The organism is Thioalkalivibrio sp. ALMg3 (assembly GCF_000381225.1).
Lineage (GTDB): Bacteria > Pseudomonadota > Gammaproteobacteria > Ectothiorhodospirales > Ectothiorhodospiraceae > Thioalkalivibrio > Thioalkalivibrio versutus.
The window spans coordinates 24,855-50,354 of the sequence record NZ_KB906232.1; the positions used below are offsets into that span (position 1 = coordinate 24,855).

A 25,500-nucleotide genomic window follows, 5' to 3' on the forward strand; every position below is an offset into this window, starting at 1 on the left:
GGGGCGCGTAAACTAACCCACGATCCAGCATTCATAAAGACAGTAACGGTGAGGGTAAGCCATTGACCGATGTGTCGGGCACTGCAGCCGCGGCCGGGACGGACGGGTCGCTCCCGCGTCTGACCCAGTTTGATTTTCATCAGCGCCTGATGGATGTGCCGGGCTCGGCGATGATTCTGTTCACGCGCCAGGGCTGTGGCGCCTGCAAGGTGATGGGGCGGGTCCTGGCGGAGTGGCAGGCGGCCGCGGATGCGCCTGCCTTGTTCGTGGTGGACGCCGAGACGGATACCGCCCTGGTGCGCGAATTCGAGGTCTTCCATCTGCCGGCGCTGTTCGTGTTCCAGGCGGGCGCCTACCACGGTCGCCTGGAGGCCCCGCCCCGGTTGCCCCTGCTGCGCGAGGCGCTGACCGCCTGCCTCGCGCGCCCACCCGAGGAGGCACCATGACCTCGAGTGACATCGACTGGTGGCCGCCCGCGCGCGTGGTGGAAAGCCCGAACCAGGATGCCCGCCCGCCGGGACAGGACCCGGAGTTGATTGTGGTGCATGCGATCAGTCTTCCGCCCGGCGAGTTCGGCGGACCGCATATCGCCGAGCTCTTCCAGAACCGGCTGGATCCGCAGGCCCATCCCTACTTTGCCGAGATCGCGGCGTTGCATGTCTCCGCCCATGTGCTGATTAACCGCGACGGGTGGGCCACCCAGTTCGTGCCGTTCTCCCGCCGTGCCTGGCATGCAGGGGCGTCGCAGTGGTGCGGACGCGAGCGCTGCAACGATTTCTCCATCGGGATCGAACTCGAGGGGACCGACGAGGATCCGTTCACCCCGGCGCAGTACGCCGAACTGGCGCGGTTGGTGGGCTGGCTCCGGGCACGCTACCCTGGTATTGGCGCGGATGGGCTGGTGGGTCACAGCGACATCGCGCCGGGGCGCAAGACGGACCCCGGGCCCTGCTTCGACTGGACGCGCCTGCGGCGGCAATTGCAGGCGGTGACGGCATGATCGTGGATTTGTTGCGCCACGGGGAGCCGGAGGGCGGTCAGCGCTATCGCGGTCATGGCTGCGACGATCCGCTGAGCCCGCGCGGGTGGGCCCAGATGGAGCAGGCGGTGAAAGGCGAGGCCGGCTGGCAGTACGTGGTCAGTTCGCCGATGCAGCGTTGCCGCGCCTTCGCTGAACGCTTCGCCGCCGGACAGGATTTACCGCTGTCCCTGGCGCCGGATCTGCGCGAGGTGGGCTTCGGCGACTGGGAGGGGCGGACCCGGGTTGAGCTTCAGCGTGACCGGCCGGAGGAGTACCGCGCCTTCTACGCCGACCCAGTCCACGCGCGGCCGGCAGGGGCCGAGCCGCTGGCGGACTTTCGGCGGCGGGTGGAGACCGGCTTCGAGGCGGCGTTGCGGCCCCTGGAGGCCGAGCGCGTGCTGCTGGTCGTGCACGCCGGGGTGATTCGCGCCCTGGTGGGCTGGGTGATGGGGGTGCCGGACGCGCGGCTGTTCCAGTTGGAATGCGACTATGCCAGTCGCACTCGCTTGCACCGGCACCCGACCCGGGGCTGGCGCCTGATCCACGCCAACCGGGTTTGAGTCGGACGCAGCTCCGGTCTACCCGGCCTGGTTGCTGCGCTTGGGGACGGCCTTCACCGACAGGTAGAAGTCGTTGTTCAGCACGTCGATCAGACGATCGATGTTCGGGTGCTTGCCGGGGTTGGCGCGGGCGTCATCGGCGTGGTTGCCGTACATCAGCAGCCCCGAGTTGGCCGCCTTGGGGCCGATGCCGCCGAAGTCCAGCGCCAGCTGATAGTAGATCTGCAGCGACAGGCTCTGGCCTTCCACGTTTTCGATGGTCGCGGTGGGGTTGTAGTCTTCGCCAAACAATTCCAGGCGTTCGATATTGCTGACGTCGGGCAGCTTCTTGGACATGTCGGGCTCCTCGAAATAATGGCGGCATTATCGGGGCATGACCCGGTGGCGACAACCAACCCGCGAAGGCGGCAGGGTCGCGCCGGGTCAGCGACGAAGGCGCCACATGCTAAGATAGCGGCTTTTGTCGAGGGGACACGAACATGTCGCGAAGCGCGTTCATGGAGGCCGCCCAGGCCGCCGCCGATGCCGCCGAGAAGGTAATCCGCCACTATTACGAGGCGGGTGTCGACGTCGAAACCAAACCCGACGATACCCCGGTGACCCGGGCCGACGTGGAGAGCGAACAGGCGATCCGCCAGGTGATCCGCGAGCACTTCCCGGATCACGGTTTCTACGGCGAGGAGACCGGGCAGTCGGACATGGATTCCGACTATGTCTGGCTGATTGACCCGATCGACGGCACCAAGAGCTTCGTGCGTCGCTACCCGTTCTTCTCCACCCAGATCGCGCTGATGTACAAGGGCGATCTGATCCTGGGGCTGTCCAATGGCATCCAGTTTGGTGAGCGGGCCTGGGCGGAAAAGGGCCAGGGCGCGTTCCTGAATGGCGACCCGATCGCGGTCGAGAAGACCACCGATCTGGGGCGGGCCTCCCTGTCCACCGGTAACCTCAAGTCCCTGGCGCAGAATGCTGAAGGCTGGAAGGCACTGGGCGGCATCACGGCCGAGGTGAACCGCACCCGTGGCTACGGCGACTTCTACCACTACCACCTGCTGGCGCGCGGCAGCATCGACCTGATCGTCGAGTCGGACGTGAATATCCTGGATATCGCCGCACTGGCGGTGATCGTGCGCGAGGCGGGGGGCGTGTTCACCAACCTCTCTGGCGGCGAACTGGACCTGCAGACCGCGAATGTCCTGGCCGCGGCCACCCCGGAACTGCATCGTACGGCCCTGACCCGCTTGGGCTGGAAGGGCTAGCAGTCGTCCAAATCCGAGCGACTGCTGGTCGCGTATGGATAAGCGCCTTCCCGGCGGCTCGGTTTGGGCGCATGGGGTTGCCGGCGCCGGGGGTTATTCTCCGGCGCCGTTCCCGTTGGTTCCCACCAGTCCGTGGGTGCGCAGCTTCTTGCGCAGGGTGGCGCGGTTGAGCCCGAGCAGGGCCGCCGCGCGGCTCTGGTTGCCCCCGCAGCGCTCCAGCACGCTGGCCAGGAGGGGGCGCTCCACCTCGTTCATCACCAGCGCGTAGAGATCGTGGCTGCTCTGCCCATCCAGGGTCTCGAAGTACTGGTCCAGTGCATGGCGCACGGACTCGGCCAGCACACAGTCGGACGGGAGCACGCCTGCAACCGGCGTCTCGTGGACCTCTGGGTCCTGTTCGAGTGGCATGTTCATGCTCATGCAGCCTCGCTTGCGATTCCCGTCAGGTGGGCCCGAAGGCGCCACAGTTGTTCGCTGGCCGTGGGGGCGGCGAGAAGATCAGCCCGGGCCGCCCGGGTGCGAGCCTCGTCGAGACCCAGGCCCTGAAGATACCAGCCCAGGTGCTTGCGCGCGATGCGCACGCCCTGTGGTTCGCCGTATTGGGCGTGCAGTTCGCCAATGTGCTCCTCGATCAGGGCCAGGCGGGCGGCGCGCCCGGGTGCCGGCGGTATCGGTTCGCCCGCCAGCGCGGCCCGGATCTGGCCCGGGAGCCAGGGCTGGCCCTGGGCGGCACGCCCGATCATCACGCCCGCCGCACGGGTCGTATCCAATACCTGCAGGGCCTTTTCGGGGCCGGTGATGTCGCCATTGGCGAGCACGGGGATGGAAACGGCCCGGACGATGCGCGCGATGGCGGCGTAGTCCGTCTCTCCGCGATAGGCATCGGCCCGCGTGCGGCCATGCACGGTCAGCATCGCAATGCCGCAGTCCTCGGCAATGGCCGCGATGGTCTCGCCGTTGATCCGTTCGCGGTCGAGGCCCAGGCGCATCTTCAGGGTCACCGGGACCGTGACCGCGGTGGTGAGCGCCTGGAGCAGTTCGCGCACCCGTTCCGGTTCGCCCAGTAGCGCCGATCCGGCGGCCTTGCTGCAGACCTTCTTGGCCGGACAGCCGAGGTTCAGATCGATCACGTCGGCGCCGCGGCGCACGTTCTCGCGCGCAGCCTCGGCCAGGGCCTCGGGTTCGTTACCCAGCAACTGTACGATGCGCGGGCGCGGCTCCTGGCGATGATCCAGGCGGTGGCGGCTCTTGTCGCTGGTCCATAGTCGGGTGTCGGAGGTCACCATCTCGGATACCGCCGCGCTGGCCCCCAGGCGGCGGGCCAGTAACCGAAACGGACGGTCGCTGACCCCGGCCATCGGCGCCAGAAACACGACAGGGTCGGGGAAGTGGTGAGTTCCGAGCTGCATCGGGGCTATCGGGTCGGGAGCAAGCGGGCCAGTCTAGCAGCTAACCTGCGCGGTTTCCGGTGCGGTCGATCGCGAAACCATGTGAATGCGCGCGAGCTTGGACCCGGGAATTACCGGGGCTGGATTTCGATGCCGGTGATGTGGCCATGAGGGCTGGCAACGGCCAGACGCACGGAATGGGGGGAGTGGGCATTCATCGGTGCGTGGGGGGCGGTGTACTCGTCCGGGGTTAGCCGGAGGGTGCCATGGGGCGTCCCAAGCTGGTCGGTCAGGCGGATATCGAGGATCGGCCAGGCCTGCCGGATCGGGCTCTCGAGCACGAATTGCAGGTGCAGAGTGCCATCGGTGGTGGTGAAGAAATCGGGCGCCGAGGTCCGGATTTGTCCAGGGGCGCGCCGCGGGTGCCAGGTCGGGCAGGGGAGGGCCGCGCACACTTGCGCCCGGGCCTGGGCCAGCTGGGGGCTCTGGTCCGGTGCCACGGGCGGGATTGCCAGTAGTTGCGCGCCCAGCAGCAGCATCAGGGCGGCGGCCAGCATGATCCCCGGCCAGGAGCGCCGGCGTGTTGCGTCTGCCGAGCCCAGGGGGCTTGCGTGGCGTTCGATGTTGAGGGGTATTGCAGCGCCCGGGGCCCGCTCGATGGCGTGGAGGGGCGCCTGGCGTGCCGGGAGGAGCCCCTGGCCCAACACGCGTTCGCCCGCGCCGCCGATCTCCAGTGCCGGGAACAGATCGAACTCGGCATCGCAATTGGAGCAGTGCACTCGCCTCTGACGGAGCTTGGCCCCGCGGGCGAGGGCGTGGGTGACGCCGCATTGGGGGCAGCGGGCCAGCATCCTACGGGCTGGGCGTCAGGTGTCGCGAGGATTCGCCCGATGGGGCCTGCTGATGGGCTTGCGGCGCGTTGCTGCAGCCGGGCGATCCTGTGCTTGCGGCGCCTTGCCGTTGAGAGCGATCGACTCGGCCGGGCGCGTCCATGACTCAGCGTCTCCCTAGCGCCGGCGGCCGCCGAGCAGGGCCCAGCCTTCGCGACAGTCCTCGACGCCGATATCGAAGGTGTCAGAGTAGGCCGCGATGACCTCGTCTGCCTGGCGTTCGAGCAGCCCGGCGAGCAGGATGCGTGCGCCCGGTTTCGCCGCCCGAGCCAACTCCGGTGCCAGATCGATCAGCGGCTTGGCGAGGATGTTGGCCAGCACCAGGTCATAGGCCGCGTCGGGCACAGGGTGATCGGTCAGCCCCGTCTCCAGCTGTGCGGGCGGGATGGCGTTGGAGTCGGCATTGCTGCGGGTGGCTTGCACGGCCTGTTCATCGATGTCGATGCCCAGTGCATGGCGTGCGCCCAGCTTCAGGGCGGCGATCGCGAGGATGCCCGAGCCGCAGCCGTAGTCGAGGACCTCTTGATCGCGCGGTGGCTGCTGGGCCAGGGCGGCCAGGCACATCGCGGTGGTCGGGTGATTGCCGGTCCCGAAGGCAAGACCGGGGTCCAGGCGCACGAAGGTGCCTTCCTCGATCGCCGGTTCATCCTCCCAGGAGGGCACGATCCAGAGTGCGCCGCCGCAATGGATGGCGCCAAGACCGTCCAGCCCGGCGCGGACCCAGTCCTGGTCCTCGATCGCCTGGACCTGGATCGCCTCCGGGGCCTGCGCCTGGCGCGCCAGCGCGGCGGCGGCGAGGTCCGCCTGGATGGTGTCCGGGAACACCGCCTTCAGGCGCACGGTGGACCACAGGGGATGGGTGCCCAGGGGCGGCTCGAAAAGGGGTTCGTCTGCGGCGTCGAACAGCTCGACGCTGACGGCACCCAGTTCGAACAGGGTGTCCTCCAGCGGCTCGGCTTGTTCCGGGCTGATCTGGCATTCAAGTTCGGCAAGGCTCATGGCATCAGGCTCGTGGCGCGAGGGGGAAGGGTCAGGCCTGTGCCTTGAGCTTCTTCTCGAGATAGTGGATATCGGTCTCGCCGCGCTGGAAGTTCGCGTCGATCATCAGGTCGTGGTGCAGCGCGACGTTGGTCTGGATGCCGTCCACCACGATCTCGCCCAGGGCGCCGCGCATGCGTGCCAGCGCGATCTCGCGGCTGTTGCCGTGGGCGATCAGCTTGCCGATCATGGAGTCGTAGTACGGCGGCACCATATAGCCGTTGTAGATGTGGGTATCCATGCGGATGCCCGGTCCGCCCGGCGCGTGGTATTGCTGGATGGTCCCGGGGCTGGGCATGAAGGTACGGGGGTCTTCCGCATTGATGCGGCACTCGATCGCGTGACCGGTGATGCGCACGTCGTCCTGCGTGTAGCCCAGGGGTTCCCCGGCGGCGATGCGGATCTGTTCGCGCACCAGATCGATGCCGGTGACCTGCTCGGTGACGGTGTGCTCGACCTGCAGCCGGGTGTTCATCTCGATGAAATAGAACCCCCCGTTCTCGTACAGGAACTCGAAGGTCCCGGCGCCGCGGTAGCCGATCTCCTGACAGGCACGGATCAGCCGTTCGGCCATGGCCTGGCGCTGGTCATCGGTAATACCCGGGGCCGGTGCCTCCTCGATGACCTTCTGGTGGCGTCGCTGCATGGAGCAGTCACGTTCGCCCAGGCAGACGGCGTTGCCGTGGCTGTCGGCGAGGATCTGGAACTCCACGTGGCGCGGGTGTTCCAGGTACTTCTCCATGTACAGGGTGTCATTGCCGAACCCCTGCTGCGCCTCGTTGCGGGTCAGCGATATGGCGTTCAGCAGCGCGCCCTCGGTGTGCACCACACGCATGCCGCGGCCGCCACCGCCGGCGGCGGCCTTGATGATGACCGGGTAACCGATCTCGCGCGCCAGCGCCAGGTTGGTGTCCGCGTCGTCGCCCAGGGCGCCGCCGGAACCGGGGACGCAGGGCACGTTGGCCTCCAGCATCGACTGCTTCGCGGAGACCTTGTCGCCCATCAGGCGGATGGTCTCGGCGCGCGGACCGATAAAGGCGAAGCCCGAAGACTCCACGCGTTCGGCGAAGTCCGCGTTTTCCGACAGGAAGCCGTAGCCCGGGTGGATCGCGCCGGCGTCGGTGACCTCGGCGGCCGCGATCAGCGCGGGAATGTTCAGGTAGCTTTCGCCCGAGGCCGCAGGGCCGATGCAGACCGACTCGTCCGCCAGGCGAACGTGCTTCAGGTCGCGGTCGGCGCTGGAGTGGGCGGCGACGGTGGCAATGCCCATTTCGCGGCAGGCACGCAGGACCCGCAGGGCGATCTCGCCGCGGTTGGCGATCAGAATTTTTTCAAACATGCTCGAACCTGTTTCCAGCGAAGCCGGGGGTGTGAGGCCCGGCGGATGGGTTCATCCGATGATGAACAGCGGCTGCCCGTATTCCACCGGGTTGCCGTTCTCGACCAGGATGTCGCGGATGGTGCCGCCCTGGTCGGCCTCGATCGGATTGAGCATCTTCATGGCCTCGATGATGCAGAGGGTCTCGCCGGTCTCCACTGTCTGGCCGACCTCGACGAATGGCTTGGAGCCCGGGCTCGGCGCCCGGTAGAAGGTGCCGACCATGGGTGCGGTGACCCGATGACCGTCCATTTCCGGTGCGGCCTCCGTCGCGCCCGCCGGGGCTGCGGTCGGGGCCGCCGCGGCGGGCGCCGCTGGGGGCAATGGGGCCGGGGCGGCGGCCATGGGCGTCCCACTGGCGGAGCGGGTGATGCGCACCGACTCCTCGCCTTCGTGGATCTCGATCTCGTGGATGCCGCTCTCGTCGAGCAGGTCGATCAGTTTCTTGACCTTGCGAATGTCCATGGAAGCCTCTTAGTCCTTGATAGCTGCAAGCGCCGCATCCAGCGCCAGCCGGTAGCCAATGACGCCGAAGCCACTGACCAGGCCGGCGGCGACATCGCTCAGGCGCGAGGTCTGGCGGAAGGGCTCGCGGGCGTGGATGTTGCTGATATGGATCTCGTAGAACGGGATGGCGACGCCCAGCAGGGCATCGCGCAGACTGACACTGGTGTGGGTCAGGCCGCCCGGATTGATCAGGATGTGCTCCACGCCCTCGCCAGCGGCGGCGTGGATGCGGTCGATCAGGTCGCCTTCGTGATTGCTCTGGAAGCAGTCGAGGGTTGCGCCGGCCTGTTCCGCCCGGGCTTTAAGGTCGGTCTCGATGTCCGCCAGGGTCTGTACGCCGTAGCGCTCCGGCTCCCGCTGTCCCAGCAGGTTCAGGTTGGGGCCGTTGAGCAGCAGTATGGACGCCATGGCAGGGGGAATCGGTAGCGATCCTGTCGAGAATGGACGCGATTGCACCGAAAAATCACGATGCAGCGAATGATCGGGATTCTGCCGCAGGAAGGGTAGGAGTGTCCAGCGCGAGGCGCTGGAGACGTCGCCAGAATGGGGTCGGCCCGGCCTCGGCTAGCGTCGGGGTGCCGGGCCGGAACGTGCAGGTTAGTCGGCGGTGAGCGGGAACAGGGTGAGTTCGACGCGGCGGTTCTGTTCGCGGCCCGCATCGGTGTCGTTGGTAGCGACCGGCTGGTGCGGCCCGAGGCCGATGGTGTGCACCCGCACCGGCTGTACGCCACGGCGGATCAGGGCCTGACCCACGCTCTCGGCACGGCGCTCGGAGAGGTCCATGTTGTATTCCACCCGGCCGGTGCTGTCGGTGTGCCCGGCGACCTCGATCCCGGTCTGGTCGAACTCCTCCAGCACCAGTGTGACCGAGTCGAGGACGTCATGGAATTGCGGCTTGATCTCGCTGCGATCGAAATCGAAGGTGATGTTGCTCGGCATGTTGAGGATGATGTTGTCGCCATCGCGGGTCACGCTCACGCCGGTGCCGCGCAGCTGTTCGCGCAGGGCATCCTCCTGGCGGTCCATGTAGTTGCCGATGGCGCCACCGGCCAGGGCCCCGATGCCGGCGCCAATCATGGCGCGCTGGGTACGGTTGCGACTGCTGGTGACGCTGCCGAGCACCGCACCGGTGGCGGCCCCGATGCCGGCCCCGATGGTGGCTCGGGAGACGCGTTCTTCCCCGGTGTACGGATCCGTGGTGGTGCAGCCCACCACCAGTACCAGGGCGCTGGTGACGGCCAGGGCGAGAATGCGTTGCATGATGAATCTCCCAGTATTCGCTGGCCCCGTGCGGATGAGGGGCAATATGTTCAGCTTGCGCTGTGGCGCGTGAACCGTCCATGAACCCGGGTTGTGGGTGGGCTATTCGGGAGCGATTTCGTGACGCAGTTGACGCAGAATGGGATCCGTCTCGGGGTGCACCCCGCGCCAGATGGAGAAGGCCTCGGCCGCCTGTTCCACCACCATGCCGAGGCCGTCGCTGCCGCGTACACAGCCCGCGCCGGCGGCCCAGTCCAGGAAGCGCTTGGCGCCGGCGCCGTAGACCAGGTCATAGGCCAGGCTGTCCGCGTGGACGAGGTGCTCGGGGAGCGCCAGTGCATCGTCGCCGAGACCGGTGGCGGTGGCGTTAACCACCAGGTCGAACGGACCCTGCGGCAGGGCGTCCAGGCCGCAGGCGGAGAGCCGGGTGGCCGGGGCGATATCCCGGAAGGCATCCACCAGCCCCTCGGCGCGGGCCACGGTGCGGTTGGCGATGATCAGCACCTCGGGTGCGCCTTCCAGCAGCGGCTGCAGCAGGCCGCGGGTGGCGCCTCCGGCCCCCAGGATCAGGACCTGGCGATTGCGCACGGCGAAGCCGAGGCGGTCGAGATCGCGACAGAAGCCGACGCCGTCGGTGTTGTCGCCGTGGATCCGGTGGTCACCATCGCGCCACAGGGTGTTGACTGCCCCGGCATGGCGAGCCCGGTCGCTCAGCACCCGGGCCAGGGCGAAGGCCTCCTCCTTGAATGGAACGGTCACGTTGAGGCCCTTGAGCCCCTCGGCGAACCAGGCGTTGACCTCCTCGGCGAACTGGCCCGGCGTCCCCAGGCGGGCTTCGTACACGAGGTGTTGCCCGGTCTGTTCGGCGAACAGGGTGTGGATGCGCGGGGAAAGAGAGTGGTGGACGGGGTTGCCCACCACGGCGTAGCGATCCGGACGCGGCTCGCTCATCGCGCCGCGTCCTCCGCCAGCCATTCGGCCACGGTGCGCGCATAGTAGGTGAGGATGCCGTCGGCCCCGGCGCGCTTCATGCCGGTCAGGGCCTCCAGCACGCAGGCACGCTCGTCCAGCCAGCCGCGTTCGGCGGCGGCCTTGAGCATCGCGTACTCGCCGGAGACGTGGTAGACGAAGGTCGGGCGCCGGAATTCGTCGCGGATGCGGCGCACCACGTCGAGGTACGGCATGCCCGGTTTGACCATCACCATGTCGGCCCCCTCGGCGAGATCCAGCGCGACCTCGTGCAGGGCCTCGTCGCCGTTGGCCGGGTCCATCTGGTAGGTCTCCTTGCCGCCCTTGCCGAGGTTGCCGGCCGAGCCCACCGCGTCGCGGAACGGGCCGTAGAAGGCGGAGGCGTATTTCGCGGAGTAGGCGAGGATGCGCGTGTGCACGTGCCCGCCGTCCTCCAGGGCGCCGCGGATCGCGCCGATGCGCCCGTCCATCATGTCGGAGGGGGCCACCACGTCGGCACCGGCCGCTGCGTGCGACAGCGCCTGCTTCACCAGGGCCTTGGTGGTGATGTCGTTCACCACGTAGCCGTCGTCGTCGATGATGCCGTCCTGACCGTGGGTGGTGAACGGGTCCAGGGCGACGTCGGTGATCACGCCGAGACCCGGGTGCGCCGCCTTCAGTGCGCGCACCGCGCGCTGGGCGAGGCCCTCGGGGTTCCAGGCCTCCTGTGCGTCCAGGCTCTTCTTCTCGCCCGGAACCACCGGAAACAGCGCCAGTGCCGGGATGCCCAGGCGCACGGCGGCGGCCGCCTCTTCCAGCAGCTGGTCGATGGAGACGCGTTCCACGCCAGGCATCGACGGCACCGCCTCGCGCACGCCCTCGCCCTCGGTGACGAATACCGGCAGGATCAGGTCGTCCGCGCGCAGGTGGTGTTCGCGCATCAGGCGGCGGGAGAAGCCGTCGCGGCGCATTCGGCGCGGGCGGCCGGCGGGATAGGGGGCGATCGGTGCGGTCATGCCAGGTCCTTGCGTGTTTGGAGTCAGCCGGCAGTCTCGGCGAGCCAGTCGCGCGGCTTCAGATAGCGTTCGTACAGTTCGGCCTCGGGCGTGCCGGGCGCCGGCTGGTAGTTGTACTCCCAGCGTACCAGCGGCGGCAGCGACATCAGGATCGACTCGGTGCGCCCGCCCGACTGCAGGCCGAACAGGGTACCGCGGTCGTAGACCAGGTTGAACTCGACATAGCGCCCGCGGCGGTAGAGCTGGAACTGGCGCTCGCGCTCGCCAAAGTCGGTGGCGCGGCGGCGCTCGACGATCGGGGCGTAGGCGTCGAGGTAGGCGTTGCCCACGCTCTGCATGTAGCCGAAGGCATGCTCGAAGCCGCCCTCGCTGAAGTCGTCGAAGAACAGCCCGCCCACGCCGCGCGGTTCGTCGCGGTGCTTGAGGTGGAAGTACTCGTCGCACCACTTCTTGTGCGCCGGGTAGAGGTGCTCGCCGAACGGGCGGCAGGCGGCCTCGGCGGTACGGTGCCAGTGGATGCAGTCCTCGTCGAAGCCGTAGTAGGGCGTCAGGTCGAAGCCGCCGCCGAACCACCAGATGGGGTCCTCGCCGGGCTTCTCGGCGATGAAGAAGCGCACGTTGGCGTGCGAGGTCGGAACAAAGGGGTTGTGCGGGTGGATCACCAGGGACACGCCGGTGGCCTGGAACGAGCGCCCGGCCATCTCCGGACGGTGGGCGGTGGCCGAGGCCGGGAGGTTGTCGCCCATCACGTGGGAGAAATTCACCCCGGCCTGCTCGAACACCGCGCCTTCGCGCAGCACGCGGGTACGCCCGCCGCCGCCAGCGGGGCGCTCCCAAGCGTCCTCCTCGAAGCAGGCCCGGCCGTCCAGGCCCTCGAGGCCCTGGCAGATGCGGTCCTGCAGGCCCTGCAGGTAGTCGATTACGTGCTCGATGGAGACGTTGTCCTGGCTCATGCTGCGTCCCGGTTGATCAGTGGTGGGTGTTCGCGTCGGGTTCCGGTCCACCCCGGAGCCAGGCCCCGGTGCGGGCGTCGCGGATCGCGCTGGGGGCGTCGCGCCCGCCACATTCTGCCTGCAGGATCGCATCGATGCCCGCCCCGAGTTGTGAGGTAACGCAATCCCAGGTGCGGCAGGGCTCCGCGCCGGCGCGGTTCGCGCTGGTCGAGACCAGCGCGCTGTCGGCGGCGGCGCACAGCGCACGTGTGGCTGGATGGGCGGTTACGCGCACGGCCAGGCTGTCGTGTTCGCCACGCAGTAGGATGGGGCAGTCAGGGGTTACGGGTAGCAGCCAGGTTGTGGGGCCGGGCCAGCTCGCGTCGATCTCGGCCTGGCGGTCGGCGGGCAGCGGGGCCAGCCAGGGGGCAAGGCGGTCGAGCCGGTCGCTGACCACGATCAGCCCCTTGGCCGCCGGTCGACCCTTCAGTGTCAGGATGCGTTCGATGGCCTCCGGCGCGTCCGGGCGGCAGCCAAGGCCGAAGACCGCCTCGGTGGGGTAGGCGATCACCCCGCCGTCGCGCACGTGGTGCGCGACGGGATCGATCTCGGCGGTCAGCAGCGGGGCGTTATTCCGATCCACGATCGCCGGAGGGCTCGGCACTCAGGCGGTTGTCGCCAGCGCCGGCGGACTTCGCAGTAGACGACTTCTTCGCCGGGGTCTTCTTGGCGGTGGTCTTCTTCGCGCCCGTCTTGCTGGCGGTGGCCTTCTTCTTGGTCGCCGGTTTTTTCGCGGATGTCGACTTGGCGGTCGACTTGGCCGACGTCTTGCTGGCGGTCTTGCCCTCGGTCTTGCTAGAGGACTTGGCAGCGGTCTTGCCCGTGGACTTGGTCGCCCCCTTGCGTCCGCGGCCCTTGCGTTCCGGGGCGGCGGCGATCAGTTCCTGGCACTGTTCCAGCGTCAGGGACTTGGGGTCGGTCTCTTTCGGGATCTTGGCGTTCTTGTTGCCGTCGGTCACGTAGGGGCCGTAGCGCCCGTTCAGGACCTGGATGCCTTCCGCGTCGAAGCTCTTGATGAAGCGTTCGGCGTCCTTTTTCTTCTTCTCGGCGACGACCTCCAGCGCGCGTGGCAGCTCGATGCTCCAGACATCGTCGTCCGGGCCCAGCGACGCGTACTTGGAGCCGTACTTCACGTACGGGCCAAAGCGGCCGATGTTGACCATCACCGGTTCGCCCTCGGGGGTCTCGCCGAGATCGCGCGGCAGCTTGAACAGCTCCAGCGCCTCCTCGAGGGTGACCTTGTCCATCTTCTGCCCGGGCAGCAGGCCGGCGAAGCGCGGCTTCTCCTCGTCGTCCTTGGTGCCGATCTGCACGATCGGTCCGAACCGGCCCAGGCGTACGCTGACCGGGCGCCCGCTTTGCGGGTCGGGGCCCAGCTCGCGCGATTGCACGGCCTCGGCGCGGGTCACGTTCTCTTCTTTTTCCTTCACCCGGTCGCGGAAGTCGCCCCAGAACGCTTCCAGCACCGGGACCCAGTCCTTCTCGCCGCGCGAGATGGCATCCAGCTCGTCTTCCAGCTTCGCGGTGAAGTCATAGTCCACGTAGCGGTCGAAGTGCTGGGTCAGGAAGCTGTTCACGATCCGGCCGGTGTCGGTCGGGATGAAGCGCTTGCCATCCATCTCCACGTACTCGCGCGACTGCAGGGTGGAGATGATGCTGGCGTAGGTAGAGGGGCGGCCGATCCCGTATTCCTCCAGCGTCTTCACCAGGCTGGCCTCGGTGTAGCGCGGCGGCGGCTCGGTGAAGTGCTGGTCGGCGGTGACTTCGTTCAGTTTGACGCTGTCGCCCTCGGCCATTTCCGGCAGGCGCTTGTCCTCGTCGTCGTCCTGCGTGTCGTCGCGGCCCTCCTGGTAGACCGCGATGAAGCCGGGGTCGACCAGGGTGGAGCCGGTAGCGCGGAACTGGTGCTGGGTCTCGCCCGGGACCAGGTCAGCAGCGACGGTGTCGAAGGTCGCGTGGATCATCTGGCAGGCGACGGTGCGCTTCCAGATCAGGTCGTACAGGCGTGCCTGGTCGCTGCTCAGGCGATCGCGTATCTCGTTCGGCACGTGGCGCACGGAGGTCGGGCGGATGGCCTCGTGGGCCTCCTGCGCGTTCTTGGACTTGGTCTTGTACTGGCGCGGGCTGTCGGGGACGTTGTTGGCGCCGTAGCGCTCCTCGATCAGACCGCGGATTTCGCCGATCGCCTCGCCGGCCAGGGCCACCGAGTCGGTACGCATGTAGGTGATCAGGCCGATCGCGCCGGAGCCGAGGTCGATTCCCTCGTAGAGCTGCTGGGCGGTGCGCATGGTGCGGCTGGCGGTGAAGCCGAGCTTGCGCGAGGCCTCCTGCTGCAGGGTCGAGGTGGTGAACGGCGCGGCCGGGTTGCGGCGGCGCTGCTTCTTTTCGACCTTGGCGACCCGGAGCTCGCCGCTGGCGGCGTCGGTCAGGCGTTTCTGGGCGTCGTGCGCCAGTTCGGTGCTGTTGAGGTCGAACTGGTCCAGCTTGTTGCCGTCCAGGTGGGTCAGGCGCGCGGTGAATGACTGGCCCTGGCGTTCGGTCAGGGCGTCGAGCGTCCAGTACTCGCGTGCGACGAAGGCCTCGATCTCGTTCTCGCGCTCGGCAATCATGCGCAGGGCCGGGCTCTGCACGCGCCCGGCGGACAGGCCGCGCTTGATCTTGCGCCACAACAGCGGCGAGAGGTTGAAGCCGACCAGGTAGTCCAGCGCGCGGCGCGCCTGCTGGGCGTCGATCAGCGGCTGGGCCAGGTCGCGCGGGTGCTCGATCGCTTCCTGGATCGCCTTCTTGGTGATCTCGTGGAACACCACCCGGTGCACGTCGCGGTTTTCCAGCAGGCCGCGTTCGCGCAGGACCTCGTGGAGGTGCCAGGAGATCGCCTCGCCTTCACGGTCGGGGTCAGTCGCGAGGATCAGGTCGTCGGACTTCTTCAGCGCCTTGGCGATCGCCTCGATCTGTTTCTCGCTGCGCTCGATGATGTCGTACTTCATCCGGAAGCCGTCTTCCGGATCCACCGCGCCCTCCTTGGGTACGAGATCGCGTACGTGGCCATACGAGGCGAGGACCTGGTAGTCGGGACCCAGGTACTTCTCGATGGTCTTGCCCTTGGCGGGGGACTCTACAATGACGAGGTGCTTGCTCATGTGGCTCGGGACCGTCTCCGTGGCAGCGGGTTCCGTGTCGGGGCGGTGGCGGTTGCAAGCATGCAACCGGGTTCACGGGCGCTAAAGACTAGATGAGGAAAACGCCCGTGGCTACCGCGTAACCATCGAAAGACGGTGATCAGTGCAGATAATCCACGGCACTGGGGCCCGAGTCGTCGCGCATGACCTCTTCCAGGCGGGAATAGGCGATCGCGTCGTCGGGCTGGTTGAACAGCACCATCAACACCACCCAGCGCAGCTGGTCGAGGTCGATCTCCTCGGCATCCAGCTCCATGACGCGATCCAGCACCAGCTCGCGGGTGCCGGCCGTCAGCAGGCCGTTCTGCTCCAGGTGCAGCAGGAAGCCGTGAGACTCGGTGTCCAGGCGCTTGCGCTCCTCGGGGGCGTAGATCCGCTGGGCGGCACCGTCCCCGCCGCGGCCTGCCAACGGGGCCTCGCTCATCAGGCGGTCCAGCCAGCCGAGGGCGCGATCGATCTCGCGCCGGGCGAAACCGGCCTCCACCAGGTGGCGCTCCAGTTCCGAGCGGTCCGGCTCCTCGTCGGATTCCTCGTCGATGGTGTGCTCAAAGAGATACATGAGCACATCCAGCACGTTCTCGTTCATGATTCGGGGGATCCTGCGTCGAGGCGCTGGAAGCGCCCGTGGTCGAGGGCGGCCACGCGGCCATGGAGTTCAAGCAAAACCAGCATGGATGAAAGCTGTTCGATGGTCAATTTGGTGCGCTCGCGCAGGGTTTCCAGTGGGACCGGGTCGAAACCCATCGCGTTCAGCACGCGTTCCTGCTCCGGGTCCAGCGGTTCGCTGGTGGGTTCCGCCGGAACAACTGGGGCGTTGGGCGCCACGCCTAGCCAGTCCGCGAGGTCGTCGAGGATCTCGTCGGCCGACTCCACCAGTTGGGCGCCGTCGCGGATCAGTTGGTGGCAGCCCCGGCTGGCGGGGCTGAGTACCGAGCCCGGGACCGCATAGACCTGGCGCCCCTGCTCGGCGGCCAGCCGCGCGGTGATCAGCGAACCGCTCTTCAGGGCCGCCTCGACGACCAGGGTGGCCAGCGAAAGCCCGCTGATCACCCGGTTGCGCTGCGGGAAGTTCCGCGCCAGTGGCCGGGTATCGGTGGGCCATAACGAGACGACCAGGCCATGGTCCGCGATGCGATGGGCGAGCCGGCGATGCTGGGCGGGGTAGATGCGGTCGGGCCCGGTGGCGACCACCGCGATGGTGCGCCCGCCGGGTGCGGCCAGGGCGCCCTCGTGGGCCGCGCCGTCGATGCCGCGCGCCAGGCCGCTGGTGACCGTGAGCCCGGCCGTGGCCAGCTCGCGCGCGAATTCGCTGGCCAGGCGCTCGCCCTGCGGGGTCGCCTCGCGGCTGCCGACGATCCCCACTTGCGGGGCGCGCAGCAGTTCCGGGTTGCCGTTCAGGTACAGCACTGGCGGTGGGTCGGGGAGCTCGGCCAGCAGGGGCGGATAGGCGGGGTCGTCGAGGCACAGGAGGTGATGCCGGGGATCGGCATCGAGCCAGGCCCGGTCGGCTTCGGCCCCTTTGTCGCGGGCCTGGCGCGCGGCATCGTCCAGCCGGAGGTCGATGCCCGCGCGCTGCCATTCGGCGGTGGGGGCGTCGAGGGCGTTGCCCGGAGTGCCGAAGGCCTCGACCAGTTGCAGCATGCGCCGCGGGCCGAGGCCGGGGGTGTTGATCAGGCGTAGCCAGTCCTGGTGCGGAGCGGCCGCCGTTTCGGCATCACGCATGAAGCCGGGCCGCAAGTCCGGTCAGGGGGCGCGAACCTTGTCACCCTCGCGCAGGGTGCGTTCGGCCTCGGTTACCAGCACGTAGGAGACCTTCTCGAAGGTCTGGAAGACCATTACGGTGCCGACTTCTTCTTCCGGCAGGGTGACCACGTCGTTGGCGCGATCACTGATCGGGTCGCGCACCTCGCGTCCGGCGGTGAAGGCCGCGAAGACGTGACCGTTCTCGATGCCGTCGCGCTCGCCGCGGTTGATGATGGCGGCCTGCAACTGGCCGATCTGGCTGATGGCGTCGAACAGCGAGATGATCGTGCCCTCGGCGCCGGCCGGCGCGCGGCCAATGTCGAACAGCCGGTCCTGCTCTTCGGCATACGGCACCAGGCGGTCGCCACGGATGGCCTCGCGTTCGCCCTTGCGGATATCGGCGCGGGCGACGTTGCCCGGCTCGATGATCTCCGCCTCGCCCACCGGCAGGGTCGCGACGCCCAGCTCCTCGCCGGTATCCGGGTCGATCAGCATGCCGTCGTGGCGCACGATGTGGTAGAGCTCGTACTGTTCGGTGTCTTCGGCGTTGCGCACGTAGACGCGGTCACCGGGGCCGAAGATCACGCGCTCGTCCTGCGAGGCGAGGACATAGGGCGCGTTCTCCAGGGTCTCTTCGTCCAGCACCTGCGGCCGGAACATGAACGACTGCAGGGTGGAGATGGGGGAGATGTCCTCGTCGCGCTCCACCACCCGGGCCTCGGGCGACAGGCGATGGGTCGGGCGCACGCGCGGGCCGCCGTCGACCATGATGCGCGGCTGGCCATCCACGTAATGAATGCTCAGCACGTCACCCGGATAGATCAGGTGGGGGTTCTCGATCTCGGGGTTGACCAGCCAGATCTCCGGCCAGTACCACGGGTCCTGCAGGAACATCGCGGAGATATCCCAGAGCGTGTCGCCCTTCTTGACGACGTAGCGTTCCGGCGCGGATTCGCGGATCTCCGGCTCGGCCTCGGCGGAGCTGCGTTGTTCCAGTGCGTTGCGCGACTCGCGGGCGGCAGCTTGCGTTTCGCTGGTGCCGGATGCGGCCGTTTCGGCGCTGCCATTCTCTGGCGTGGCCGCGCAGGCGCTCAGCAACAGCGTTACACTGAAGAGAATGCCCGGCAGAACGAAGGTCGTGGTGGCCCTGGTCTTGTACATTTTGGTGTCCCCTGTCAGGTCCGCGCGCTCCCCGAGCCTTCCTGTGGCCCGGCCCCATTCGGATGACGCAACTCCGCGGATATTGCGGTCCAACGTTAGCAGAATTGCGACGTCTGTACAGTACAAAGTTTGAGGTTTTTTTCATGGCCAAGCGTGAAATCCTGCACTTCCCCGATCCCCGGCTGCGCCTGAAGGCCGAGCCGGTCGCCGAGGTGGATGACGAGATTCGTACCCTGGTGGACGAAATGTTCGAGACCATGTACGAGGCCCCGGGCATTGGCCTGGCGGCCACCCAGATCAACGTGCAAAAGCGTGTGCTGGTGGCGGATATCTCCGATGATCAGAGCGCGCCGCATGCCCTGATCAACCCCGAGATCCTGGAAACCTCCGGCGAGGAGGAGATGGACGAGGGTTGCCTGTCCGTGCCCGGTTTCTACGAAAAGGTGCAGCGTGCCGACCGCATCCGCGTGCGCGCCCTGGGGCGCGATGGCCAGCCCTTCGAGCTGGACATCGACGGGCTGCTCGCGGTGTGCATCCAGCACGAGATCGACCACCTCGACGGCAAGCTGTTCGTCGATTACCTGTCCAGCCTGAAGCGCAGCCGCATTCGCAAGAAGCTGGAGAAGCAGGGCGTCCGCACCGGGGCGGGTGACAAGGCCGCGGTCCCCGCGGTCTGATGGGGGTGGCGGACACGGACGTCGACTCCCTGCGCATCGTCTATGCCGGGACGCCCGATTTTGCGGTCCCGGCGCTGCAGGCCCTGATCGAGAGCGGGCATGCGCCGGTCGCGGTCTACACCCAGCCGGACCGCCCCGCGGGGCGCGGGCGCAAGCTGCGCCCCGGCCCGGTGAAGCAAGTCGCCGAGACCGCGAACCTGCCGGTGGTGCAGCCGGAGAGTCTCAAATCCGCCGAGGCCCAGGCGGAACTCGCGGCCTGGCGCCCGGATATCCTGATCGTGGCCGCCTACGGGCTGATCCTGCCGCGCGCGGTGCTCGCGATCCCGCCGCTGGGCGGTCTCAATATCCATGCCTCGTTGCTGCCGCGCTGGCGCGGCGCGGCGCCGATCCATCGCGCCATCCTCGCGGGGGATTCCGGGACCGGGGTCTGCCTCATGCAGATGGCCCCGGGGCTGGACACCGGACCGGTGCATGCCTGTCGCCGTGTCCCGATCACGCCGGAGACCACGACTGGAAGCCTGCACGACGTCCTCGCCCGTGAGGGGGCGGAACTCCTAGTCGAACAGCTGCCGGCGATTGCCGCGGGCGAGTCCGCGCCCTGGCCACAGGATGACGAACAGGCCACTTATGCCCGCAAGCTGGAAAAACAGGAGGCCTGGATGGACTGGTCGCAGCCGGCCACGGCCCTGGATCGCCAGGTGCGTGCGTTCAATCCCTGGCCGGTCGCCCAGACCGGCTGGCAGGGGCAGGTGGTGCGGGTGTATGCCGCGACCCCGCTTGTCGGTGCGGCCGAGGCGGTGCCGGGCACGATCCGGGCCGCCGGGCCGGATGGTGTGGACGTAACCACGGGCGACGGCATCCTGCGGCTGCAAACGGTGCAGCTGCCGGGACGTCGCCCGGTGGCGGCGGCCGACTGGGCTCGTAATGCCGAGCTGGTTGGCCAGACCCTGACGGGGGCGGTCTAATGGCGGGTAAGAAAAAACGCGTAGTGCCCTCGCGGGTGGATTCGCGTTCGCCGCGTCAGCGTGCGCTGGAGGCGGTCGAGCGCGTGGTGCTGCAGGGGCAGTCGCTGACCCGGGCGGTGGAGCTGGTGACCGAGGGGCTCGCGTCGCGCGATGCCGCCTGGGTGCAGGCCCTGGCCTACACCACCCTGCGCTGGTATCCGCAGCTGGAGGGGCTGGTCGGCGGGTTTCTCGAGCGGCCGCTGCGCAAGAAGGATGCCGTGATCGGCGTGCTGTTGGCGCAGGGCCTGGCCGAGGTGCTGCATTTCGGTACGCGGGATCATGCGGCGGTGCGCGAGACGGCCGAGCTGGCGCGCGAGATCCATCGACCCGGCGCGGTGGGGCTGATCAACGCGGTGCTGCGCCGTGCCCTGCGCGAGCAGGATGCGCTGGCCGCCCGGATCGAGGCCGAGCCGGGCCTGCGCTATGCGGTCCCGGACTGGTTGCTGGAGGCGATTCGCGACGCCTGGCCTGAGGACTGGGAGGCGTTGCTGGAGGCCTCGACGCTGCCGGCTCCGATGACCCTGCGTGTGAACCTGCAGCGCGGCAGCCGCGAGGCGGCGCTGGAGGCGCTGGCCGCTGCGGGGACGCCGGCGCGGCCGCACCCGGTGCTCGCCAGCGCCCTGACCCTGGAGAATCCGGTCGACGTCGGGGCGCTGCCGGGGTTTGCCGACGGGGCGCTGTCGGTCCAGGACGCCTCGGCGCAATGGGCCGGGCAACTGCTGGATCCGCAGCCGGGCGAGCGGGTGCTGGATGCCTGTGCGGCCCCGGGCGGCAAGACCGGGCACCTTCTGGAGCGCGCCGGTGGCCAACTGGACCTCACCGCGCTGGACAACGACCCGGAACGCCTGGAGCAGGTGCGCGAGAATCTCGACCGGCTGGGCTTCGACGCCCGACTGGTCGCCGCCGACCTGGAGGCCGCCGACGACTGGTGGGACGGCCAGGCCTTCGACGCGATCCTGCTGGACGTGCCTTGTTCTGCCACCGGCGTGATCCGGCGTCATCCGGATATCAAGACCCTGCGCCGAGCCGAGGACATCCCGCGTCTGGCGGCGGAGCAGGCCCGCCTGCTGGCCGGCGCCTGGCAGCTGCTGCGCCCGGGCGGGCGGCTGCTGTATGCCACCTGCTCGCTGCTGTCGCCGGAAAACGAGGCCGTTGTGGCCCCGTTCGTGGCCGCGACCGCGGATGCGCAGGTACTTCCCGTGAATGGCGATGCGGGGATCCCCGGAGGCCGGCCGCGCGAGGTCGGCGTGTCGCTGCCGCTGGGGCTCGAGGGCGGTGACGGCTTCTACTATGCGCTCCTGGAGAAGCGGGCCCCCTGATGCCGAGCGGCGCCTCCCCGTGGCGCGGGCCCTTCGTGGCGCTGTGCTGCCTGTTTGCTCTGCTGGCGCTGCCTGTGCCGGCCGCGGCGGTGGAGATCCGCGGCGCCAATCACCTGTGGCTGGACGACACCACCGTGCTGGTGCGTCTCGATATCGACATGCGTCTGCCCGCCGTGCTGGAAGCTGCCCTGGCCAACGGAGTGACCCTGGAGTTCGAGGCGGAAACCCGTCTGGAGCGCGGTCGCCGGGTGGGGCGCGACACCCTGGCGAGCGAGACCCGCCGGGTCCAGCTGCAATACTTTGCGCTGAACCGGCACTACCTGGTAACCGCGGTGACCGACGAGCGCATGGATCTGAAACCGACCCTGGGGGATGCCCTGGACCAGGTCGCCCGGCGGCTGGGCCGGCTGCGCCTGGACGGCATTCCCGCTTCGGCGCGCCCGAATCCCGGGGAGTTCGACCTGGCGGCGCGCCTGATGCTGGTGTACTCGGCGCTGCCTCTGCCCCTGCAGCTGGATGCCGGGTTGCGCGGTGATCTGACGACACGACAGGAGTGGCGGCGATGGTCGCTGGACTGAGGGGCTTCCCGTGGGGGCTGTTCGGCATCGGGCTCCTGTTCGTGCTGCTGCTGACCTCGCTGGTGGTGATGGGCGATGCCGCCCAGAACCAGGCGCGCTTCGAGCAGCTGTTTCTGTGGCTGCTGGTGTTCCACGTCGCCGTGCTGGTGGCGCTGGGCGGGCTGATCATCTATCAGGTCGCGCGCATGGCGATCCAGTATCGCCGCGGGGTCCCCGGCAGCCGGCTGACCCTGCGCCTGGTTGCGGTGTTCATGCTGGTGGCGGTCCTGCCGGTGTCCGTTGTCTATTACTTCTCCTTCAAGTTCCTGAACGAGGGCGTGGATTCCTGGTTCGACGTGCGCGTGGAGTCGGCGCTGGAGGATGCGCTGGAGCTGTCGCGCTCGTCGCTGGATCTGCGGGTGCGCCAGCTGGCGAACGAGACCCAGGAGCTGATGAGCGATCTCGAGGGGGTCTCGGAGGGGCTGGTGCCGCTGGCCCTGAACGACTATCGCCGCCAGGTCGGGGCGCAGGAGCTGACCCTGGTCGGCTCCAACAACCGCATCATCGCCTCCAGTACCGACAGCCCAATCCGTCGTCTGCCGACCCCGCCCGGGTCCGACATTCTGATGCGGGTACGCCCGGAACAGCCGTATTCGCGGCTGGAGCCGCAGCCCGACGGCTCGCTGATCATCCGCGTGGTGGCCACCACCAGCAGCCGCCGCCCGGGCTCGGAGAACCGTATCCTGCAGGGTATCTATCCCGTGGACCCGCGCATGAGCGCGTTGTCGCTACGGGTGCAGGACGCCTTCGCCGACTATCGCGAATTCGCCTACCTGCGCGGGCCGATGATCCAGGGCTTTGTGTTCACCCTCTCACTGGCGCTGGCGATCTCGCTGATGGCCGCGCTCTGGGCCGGGCTGCTGGTGGCGCGGCGCATGGTGCGCCCGATCTCCGACCTGGTGCAGGGCACACGCATGGTCGCCCAGGGCGACTACAGCACCCGCCTGGCGGTGCAGCGCGCCGACGAGCTGGGTTTCCTGGTGCAGTCGTTCAATACCATGACGCGCACCCTGAACGAGGCGCGCGACGAGGCGGAACGCAACCGCCGCCTGCTGGACGCCGAGCGCGCCTATCTGGAGAGCGTGCTGCAACACTTGCGCTCCGGCGTGCTGGCGCTGGATGGCAGCCTGCGCCTGCGTACCGCGAACGCCGCGGCCAGCGAGATCCTGGAGTGCGACCTGCAGCGGGCGCGCACCCGGGTGATGTCGGAGGTGGGCGCCGAGTGCCCGCTGGTGGCGCAGTTTTTCGAGGCGATCAGCGATGCCCTGGTGCGCCAGGAAGAAGAATGGTCGCGCCAGGTGGTGGTGTTCACCCGTAGCGGGCGCAAGGTGCTGATGACCCGTGCCGTGTGGCTGCCGACTTCGGGGTCCAGCCGCGGTCTGCACGCGATCGTGTTCGACGACATGACCGAGTTCCTGAAGGCCCAGCGTGACGCCGCCTGGGGCGAGGTGGCGCGCCGCCTGGCGCACGAGATCAAGAACCCGCTGACCCCGATCCAGCTGTCCGCCGAGCGCCTGTCGCGGCGTCTGGGCAAGGTGCTGGAGGGGGCGGATCGCGAGGTGCTGGATCGCGCCACCGGTACCATCGTGCAGCAGGTGGAGGCGATGAAGACCCTGGTCAACGCCTTCCGCGACTATGCCCAGGCCCCGCAGCTGGAGCGCGCGTCGGTGGATCTGAACCAGCTGATCCGGGACGTCTGCGAGTTGTACCTGGACCAGGACGGGCGCTCGCGCGTCGATGTCACGCTGGATGCGTCCCTGCCGCGAATCCATGGCGACGCCGGGCGTCTGCGCCAGTTGCTGCACAACCTGATCAAGAACGCCCTGGAGGCGGGCGAGGGCCACGAGGACATGGAGGTGCATGTCGCCACGGCGTATCTCGACGACTCGGCCGGGCCGCATATCGAATTGCGTGTGATCGACACCGGCCCGGGCATCAAGCCGGAGTTCCTCGAGCGCATCTTCGAGCCCTACACCACCGACAAGCCGCGTGGAACCGGTCTCGGTCTGGCCGTCGCGCAGAAGATCGTGGAGGAGCATGGCGGCATGATTGAGTGCCATAATGCAGAGTCCGGGCCGGGCGGGGCGGTCTTCCGCATCCGCATCCCGGTGGAGCATGGTCCGGTGGTTCACGAGGAGCCCGAATGAGCGAAGCCTACATACTCGTGGTCGACGACGAGCCGGACATCCGCATGTTGCTGCAGGATGTGCTGGAGGACGAGGGCTATCAGGTAGCACTCGCCGGCTCCGTGGCCGAGGCCAAGGCACAGCGTCGCAGTCGCCGCCCGGACCTGATCCTGCTGGATGTCTGGATGCCGGACGGTGACGGGATCTCCCTGCTCAAGGAGTGGGGCGATGACGAGGGGCTGCCCTGCCCGGTGGTGATGATCTCCGGTCACGGCAACGTCGAGACCGCTGTGGATGCCACGCGCCTGGGCGCCTACGACTTCATCGAGAAGCCGTTGTCCATCGACAAGCTGTTGATCACCCTGAACAATGCCCTGGAGGCCGCACGCCTGCAGCGCGAGAACGTGGGCCTGAAGCGCCACGCCGGTACGGTGGCCGACCCGGTGGGCGACAGCGCCACCATGGTGAACCTGCGCGACCAGGTGCAGCGCATGGCGCAGCACGATACCTGGGTGCTGATCACCGGCGAGCCAGGCGTTGGCAAGCAGACCTTCGCGCGGCTGCTGCATGCGCGCAGCGCGCGCCGCGAGAGCCCGTTCATCGTGGTCTCGGTGGGGTCGCTCTCGGGCGAGGAGGCGATCGCCGAGCTGTTCGGCAGCGAGCAGGGAGAACATGTGCGCTATGGCCTGCTGGAGCAGGCGGCGGGTGGCGTGCTGTTCCTGGACGAGGTCGCGGAGATGGATCTGCAGACCCAGGGGCGGTTGCTGCATGCGCTGGATACCCAGCGCATCACCCGCATCGGCGGCAACCAGCCCATCAGCGTGAACGTGCGCGTGATCGCAGGGAGTCAGTACGACCTGGCCGAGGCGGTCAAGCAGGGCCACTTCCGCGAGGACCTGTACTACCGGTTGAATGTCCTGCCACTGACCATCCCGCCCCTGCGCGAGCACCCCGAAGACATCCCGGAACTGCTGGAGTGTCATATGCGCCACCTGCACCAGCAGGAGGGGCTGCCGCCGCGCGCCTTCCAGCGTCCGGCCCTGGAACGGCTGCAGCAGTACCACTGGCCGGGCAACGTGCGCGAACTGCGCAACCTGGTGCAGCGGCTGATGATCCTGGGCTCGGGCGACGAGATCACCCGCGACGAGGTGGAGCGTACCCTCAGCGGGCAGCCGCAGCGCGCCGAGGAGGGCGGCGAGGGGACGGTCGCCATCCCCGATCTGCCGCTGCGCGAGGCGCGCGAACAGTTCGAGCGCGAATACCTGCAGCAACAGCTGGAGCGCTCCGAGGGCAACATGACGCGCCTGGCGGAACGGGTGGGGCTGGAGCGCACGCACCTGTACCGCAAGTTCAAGGCGCTGGGGATCGACCCCAAGCGCGTGAAAACCGATAGCTGAACCTGCTCCGGGACGGGAGA

Annotated in this window: 27 protein-coding genes; 10 read left to right on the forward strand and 17 right to left on the reverse strand. The window is 68.3% G+C overall.

Annotation, left to right across the window (positions count from 1 at the left end; all coding sequences use genetic code 11):
• The first annotated feature begins 62 nt into the window (after positions 1-62).
• Genes F622_RS0112020 through F622_RS0112030 form a run of 3 tightly spaced genes read left to right on the forward strand, consistent with a single transcriptional unit; the run spans position 63 to position 1,581 of the window.
• Entirely contained in the window at positions 63-446 is a 384-nt protein-coding gene (locus F622_RS0112020) for a thioredoxin family protein (protein ID WP_019572057.1), read from the forward strand.
• A complete protein-coding gene (ampD, locus tag F622_RS0112025) occupies positions 443-1,000 on the forward strand; it encodes a 1,6-anhydro-N-acetylmuramyl-L-alanine amidase AmpD (protein WP_019568147.1) in 558 nt (185 codons plus the stop codon). The genes F622_RS0112020 and ampD overlap by 4 nt, the downstream gene beginning before the upstream one ends.
• Entirely contained in the window at positions 997-1,581 is a 585-nt protein-coding gene (locus tag F622_RS0112030; protein WP_018168376.1) for a histidine phosphatase family protein, read from the forward strand. Before ampD ends, F622_RS0112030 begins: the two co-directional genes overlap by 4 nt.
• A gap of 18 nt (positions 1,582-1,599) precedes the next feature.
• Here the strand turns inward: F622_RS0112030 and F622_RS0112035 are convergent, their stop codons facing one another.
• Positions 1,600-1,917 carry a DUF2322 family protein gene (locus tag F622_RS0112035; protein ID WP_018144666.1) on the reverse strand — a complete coding sequence of 106 codons (318 nt, stop codon included), beginning with the start codon at positions 1,915-1,917 and terminating at the stop codon, positions 1,600-1,602.
• A 161-nt stretch (positions 1,918-2,078) separates the two neighbouring features.
• Here F622_RS0112035 and F622_RS0112040 point away from each other — a divergent pair, with 161 nt between their 5' ends.
• Positions 2,079-2,840: an inositol monophosphatase family protein gene (locus tag F622_RS0112040; protein ID WP_018176257.1), complete on the forward strand. Its 762-nt coding sequence runs from the start codon at positions 2,079-2,081 to the stop codon at positions 2,838-2,840.
• 93 nt (positions 2,841-2,933) lie between these two features.
• Here the strand turns inward: F622_RS0112040 and F622_RS0112045 are convergent, their stop codons facing one another.
• The 16 genes from F622_RS0112045 to F622_RS0112120 form a co-directional block, all read right to left on the reverse strand.
• Positions 2,934-3,260: a helix-turn-helix domain-containing protein gene (locus F622_RS0112045; protein ID WP_018144664.1), complete on the reverse strand. Its 327-nt coding sequence runs from the start codon at positions 3,258-3,260 to the stop codon at positions 2,934-2,936.
• Entirely contained in the window at positions 3,257-4,249 is a 993-nt protein-coding gene (dusB, locus tag F622_RS0112050) for a tRNA dihydrouridine synthase DusB (protein WP_018176256.1), read from the reverse strand. The genes F622_RS0112045 and dusB overlap by 4 nt, the downstream gene beginning before the upstream one ends.
• A 110-nt stretch (positions 4,250-4,359) precedes the next feature.
• Positions 4,360-5,007, reverse strand: a complete 648-nt coding sequence (locus tag F622_RS0112055; RefSeq protein WP_019572058.1) for a DUF3426 domain-containing protein — start codon at positions 5,005-5,007, stop codon at positions 4,360-4,362.
• 228 nt (positions 5,008-5,235) lie between these two features.
• Positions 5,236-6,117 (reverse strand): 50S ribosomal protein L11 methyltransferase, encoded by an 882-nt coding sequence (gene prmA / locus F622_RS0112060; protein WP_019572059.1) that lies wholly within the window; start codon positions 6,115-6,117, stop codon positions 5,236-5,238.
• Positions 6,118-6,148: 31 nt separating this feature from the next.
• Positions 6,149-7,495 carry an acetyl-CoA carboxylase biotin carboxylase subunit gene (gene accC, locus F622_RS0112065; protein WP_018938912.1) on the reverse strand — a complete coding sequence of 449 codons (1,347 nt, stop codon included), beginning with the start codon at positions 7,493-7,495 and terminating at the stop codon, positions 6,149-6,151.
• Positions 7,496-7,546: 51 nt separating this feature from the next.
• Entirely contained in the window at positions 7,547-7,999 is a 453-nt protein-coding gene (accB, locus tag F622_RS0112070) for an acetyl-CoA carboxylase biotin carboxyl carrier protein (protein ID WP_019572060.1), read from the reverse strand.
• Positions 8,000-8,008: 9 nt separating this feature from the next.
• A complete protein-coding gene (aroQ, locus tag F622_RS0112075; RefSeq protein ID WP_018176254.1) occupies positions 8,009-8,449 on the reverse strand; it encodes a type II 3-dehydroquinate dehydratase in 441 nt (146 codons plus the stop codon).
• 189 nt (positions 8,450-8,638) lie between these two features.
• Positions 8,639-9,301, reverse strand: coding sequence for an OmpA family protein (locus tag F622_RS0112080; protein ID WP_018176253.1), 663 nt, complete (start codon positions 9,299-9,301; stop codon positions 8,639-8,641).
• A gap of 102 nt (positions 9,302-9,403) precedes the next feature.
• A complete protein-coding gene (gene aroE / locus F622_RS0112085; RefSeq protein ID WP_019572061.1) occupies positions 9,404-10,252 on the reverse strand; it encodes a shikimate dehydrogenase in 849 nt (282 codons plus the stop codon).
• Positions 10,249-11,265 carry a porphobilinogen synthase gene (hemB, locus tag F622_RS0112090; protein ID WP_019572062.1) on the reverse strand — a complete coding sequence of 339 codons (1,017 nt, stop codon included), beginning with the start codon at positions 11,263-11,265 and terminating at the stop codon, positions 10,249-10,251. The genes aroE and hemB overlap by 4 nt, the downstream gene beginning before the upstream one ends.
• A 23-nt stretch (positions 11,266-11,288) precedes the next feature.
• Positions 11,289-12,218 carry an oxygen-dependent coproporphyrinogen oxidase gene (gene hemF / locus F622_RS0112095; RefSeq protein ID WP_018176250.1) on the reverse strand — a complete coding sequence of 310 codons (930 nt, stop codon included), beginning with the start codon at positions 12,216-12,218 and terminating at the stop codon, positions 11,289-11,291.
• A gap of 16 nt (positions 12,219-12,234) precedes the next feature.
• Complete coding sequence (locus tag F622_RS0112100) at positions 12,235-12,840, reverse strand: L-threonylcarbamoyladenylate synthase (RefSeq protein ID WP_018176249.1); 606 nt, start codon at positions 12,838-12,840, stop codon at positions 12,235-12,237.
• Positions 12,827-15,397, reverse strand: coding sequence for a DNA topoisomerase I (locus tag F622_RS0112105; protein ID WP_018650578.1), 2,571 nt, complete (start codon positions 15,395-15,397; stop codon positions 12,827-12,829). The genes F622_RS0112100 and F622_RS0112105 overlap by 14 nt, the downstream gene beginning before the upstream one ends.
• 139 nt (positions 15,398-15,536) lie before the next feature.
• The gene (locus F622_RS0112110; protein ID WP_018144651.1) at positions 15,537-16,022 is read right to left on the reverse strand and encodes a DUF494 family protein; all 486 of its coding nucleotides are present in this window, start codon (positions 16,020-16,022) and stop codon (positions 15,537-15,539) included.
• Complete coding sequence (dprA, locus tag F622_RS0112115) at positions 16,019-17,158, reverse strand: DNA-processing protein DprA (protein WP_018176247.1); 1,140 nt, start codon at positions 17,156-17,158, stop codon at positions 16,019-16,021. The genes F622_RS0112110 and dprA overlap by 4 nt, the downstream gene beginning before the upstream one ends.
• A gap of 21 nt (positions 17,159-17,179) precedes the next feature.
• Positions 17,180-18,340: a LysM peptidoglycan-binding domain-containing protein gene (locus tag F622_RS0112120; protein WP_019572063.1), complete on the reverse strand. Its 1,161-nt coding sequence runs from the start codon at positions 18,338-18,340 to the stop codon at positions 17,180-17,182.
• Positions 18,341-18,483: 143 nt separating this feature from the next.
• Between F622_RS0112120 and def the strand changes: the two genes are divergently transcribed.
• Genes def through F622_RS0112150 form a run of 6 tightly spaced genes read left to right on the forward strand, consistent with a single transcriptional unit; the run spans position 18,484 to position 25,480 of the window.
• The gene (gene def / locus F622_RS0112125; protein WP_019572064.1) at positions 18,484-19,017 is read left to right on the forward strand and encodes a peptide deformylase; all 534 of its coding nucleotides are present in this window, start codon (positions 18,484-18,486) and stop codon (positions 19,015-19,017) included.
• The gene (gene fmt / locus F622_RS0112130; protein WP_019572065.1) at positions 19,017-19,982 is read left to right on the forward strand and encodes a methionyl-tRNA formyltransferase; all 966 of its coding nucleotides are present in this window, start codon (positions 19,017-19,019) and stop codon (positions 19,980-19,982) included. The genes def and fmt overlap by 1 nt, the downstream gene beginning before the upstream one ends.
• Positions 19,982-21,340, forward strand: a complete 1,359-nt coding sequence (gene rsmB, locus F622_RS0112135; RefSeq protein WP_026331579.1) for a 16S rRNA (cytosine(967)-C(5))-methyltransferase RsmB — start codon at positions 19,982-19,984, stop codon at positions 21,338-21,340. Before fmt ends, rsmB begins: the two co-directional genes overlap by 1 nt.
• Entirely contained in the window at positions 21,340-21,918 is a 579-nt protein-coding gene (locus F622_RS0112140) for a DUF4390 domain-containing protein (protein ID WP_018168358.1), read from the forward strand. Before rsmB ends, F622_RS0112140 begins: the two co-directional genes overlap by 1 nt.
• Positions 21,903-24,104, forward strand: a complete 2,202-nt coding sequence (locus F622_RS0112145; RefSeq protein WP_018144644.1) for an ATP-binding protein — start codon at positions 21,903-21,905, stop codon at positions 24,102-24,104. The genes F622_RS0112140 and F622_RS0112145 overlap by 16 nt, the downstream gene beginning before the upstream one ends.
• On the forward strand, positions 24,101-25,480 hold the full coding sequence (locus F622_RS0112150; protein ID WP_018144643.1) for a sigma-54 dependent transcriptional regulator: 1,380 nt from the start codon (positions 24,101-24,103) through the stop codon (positions 25,478-25,480). Before F622_RS0112145 ends, F622_RS0112150 begins: the two co-directional genes overlap by 4 nt.
• The last annotated feature ends 20 nt before the right edge of the window (positions 25,481-25,500 follow it).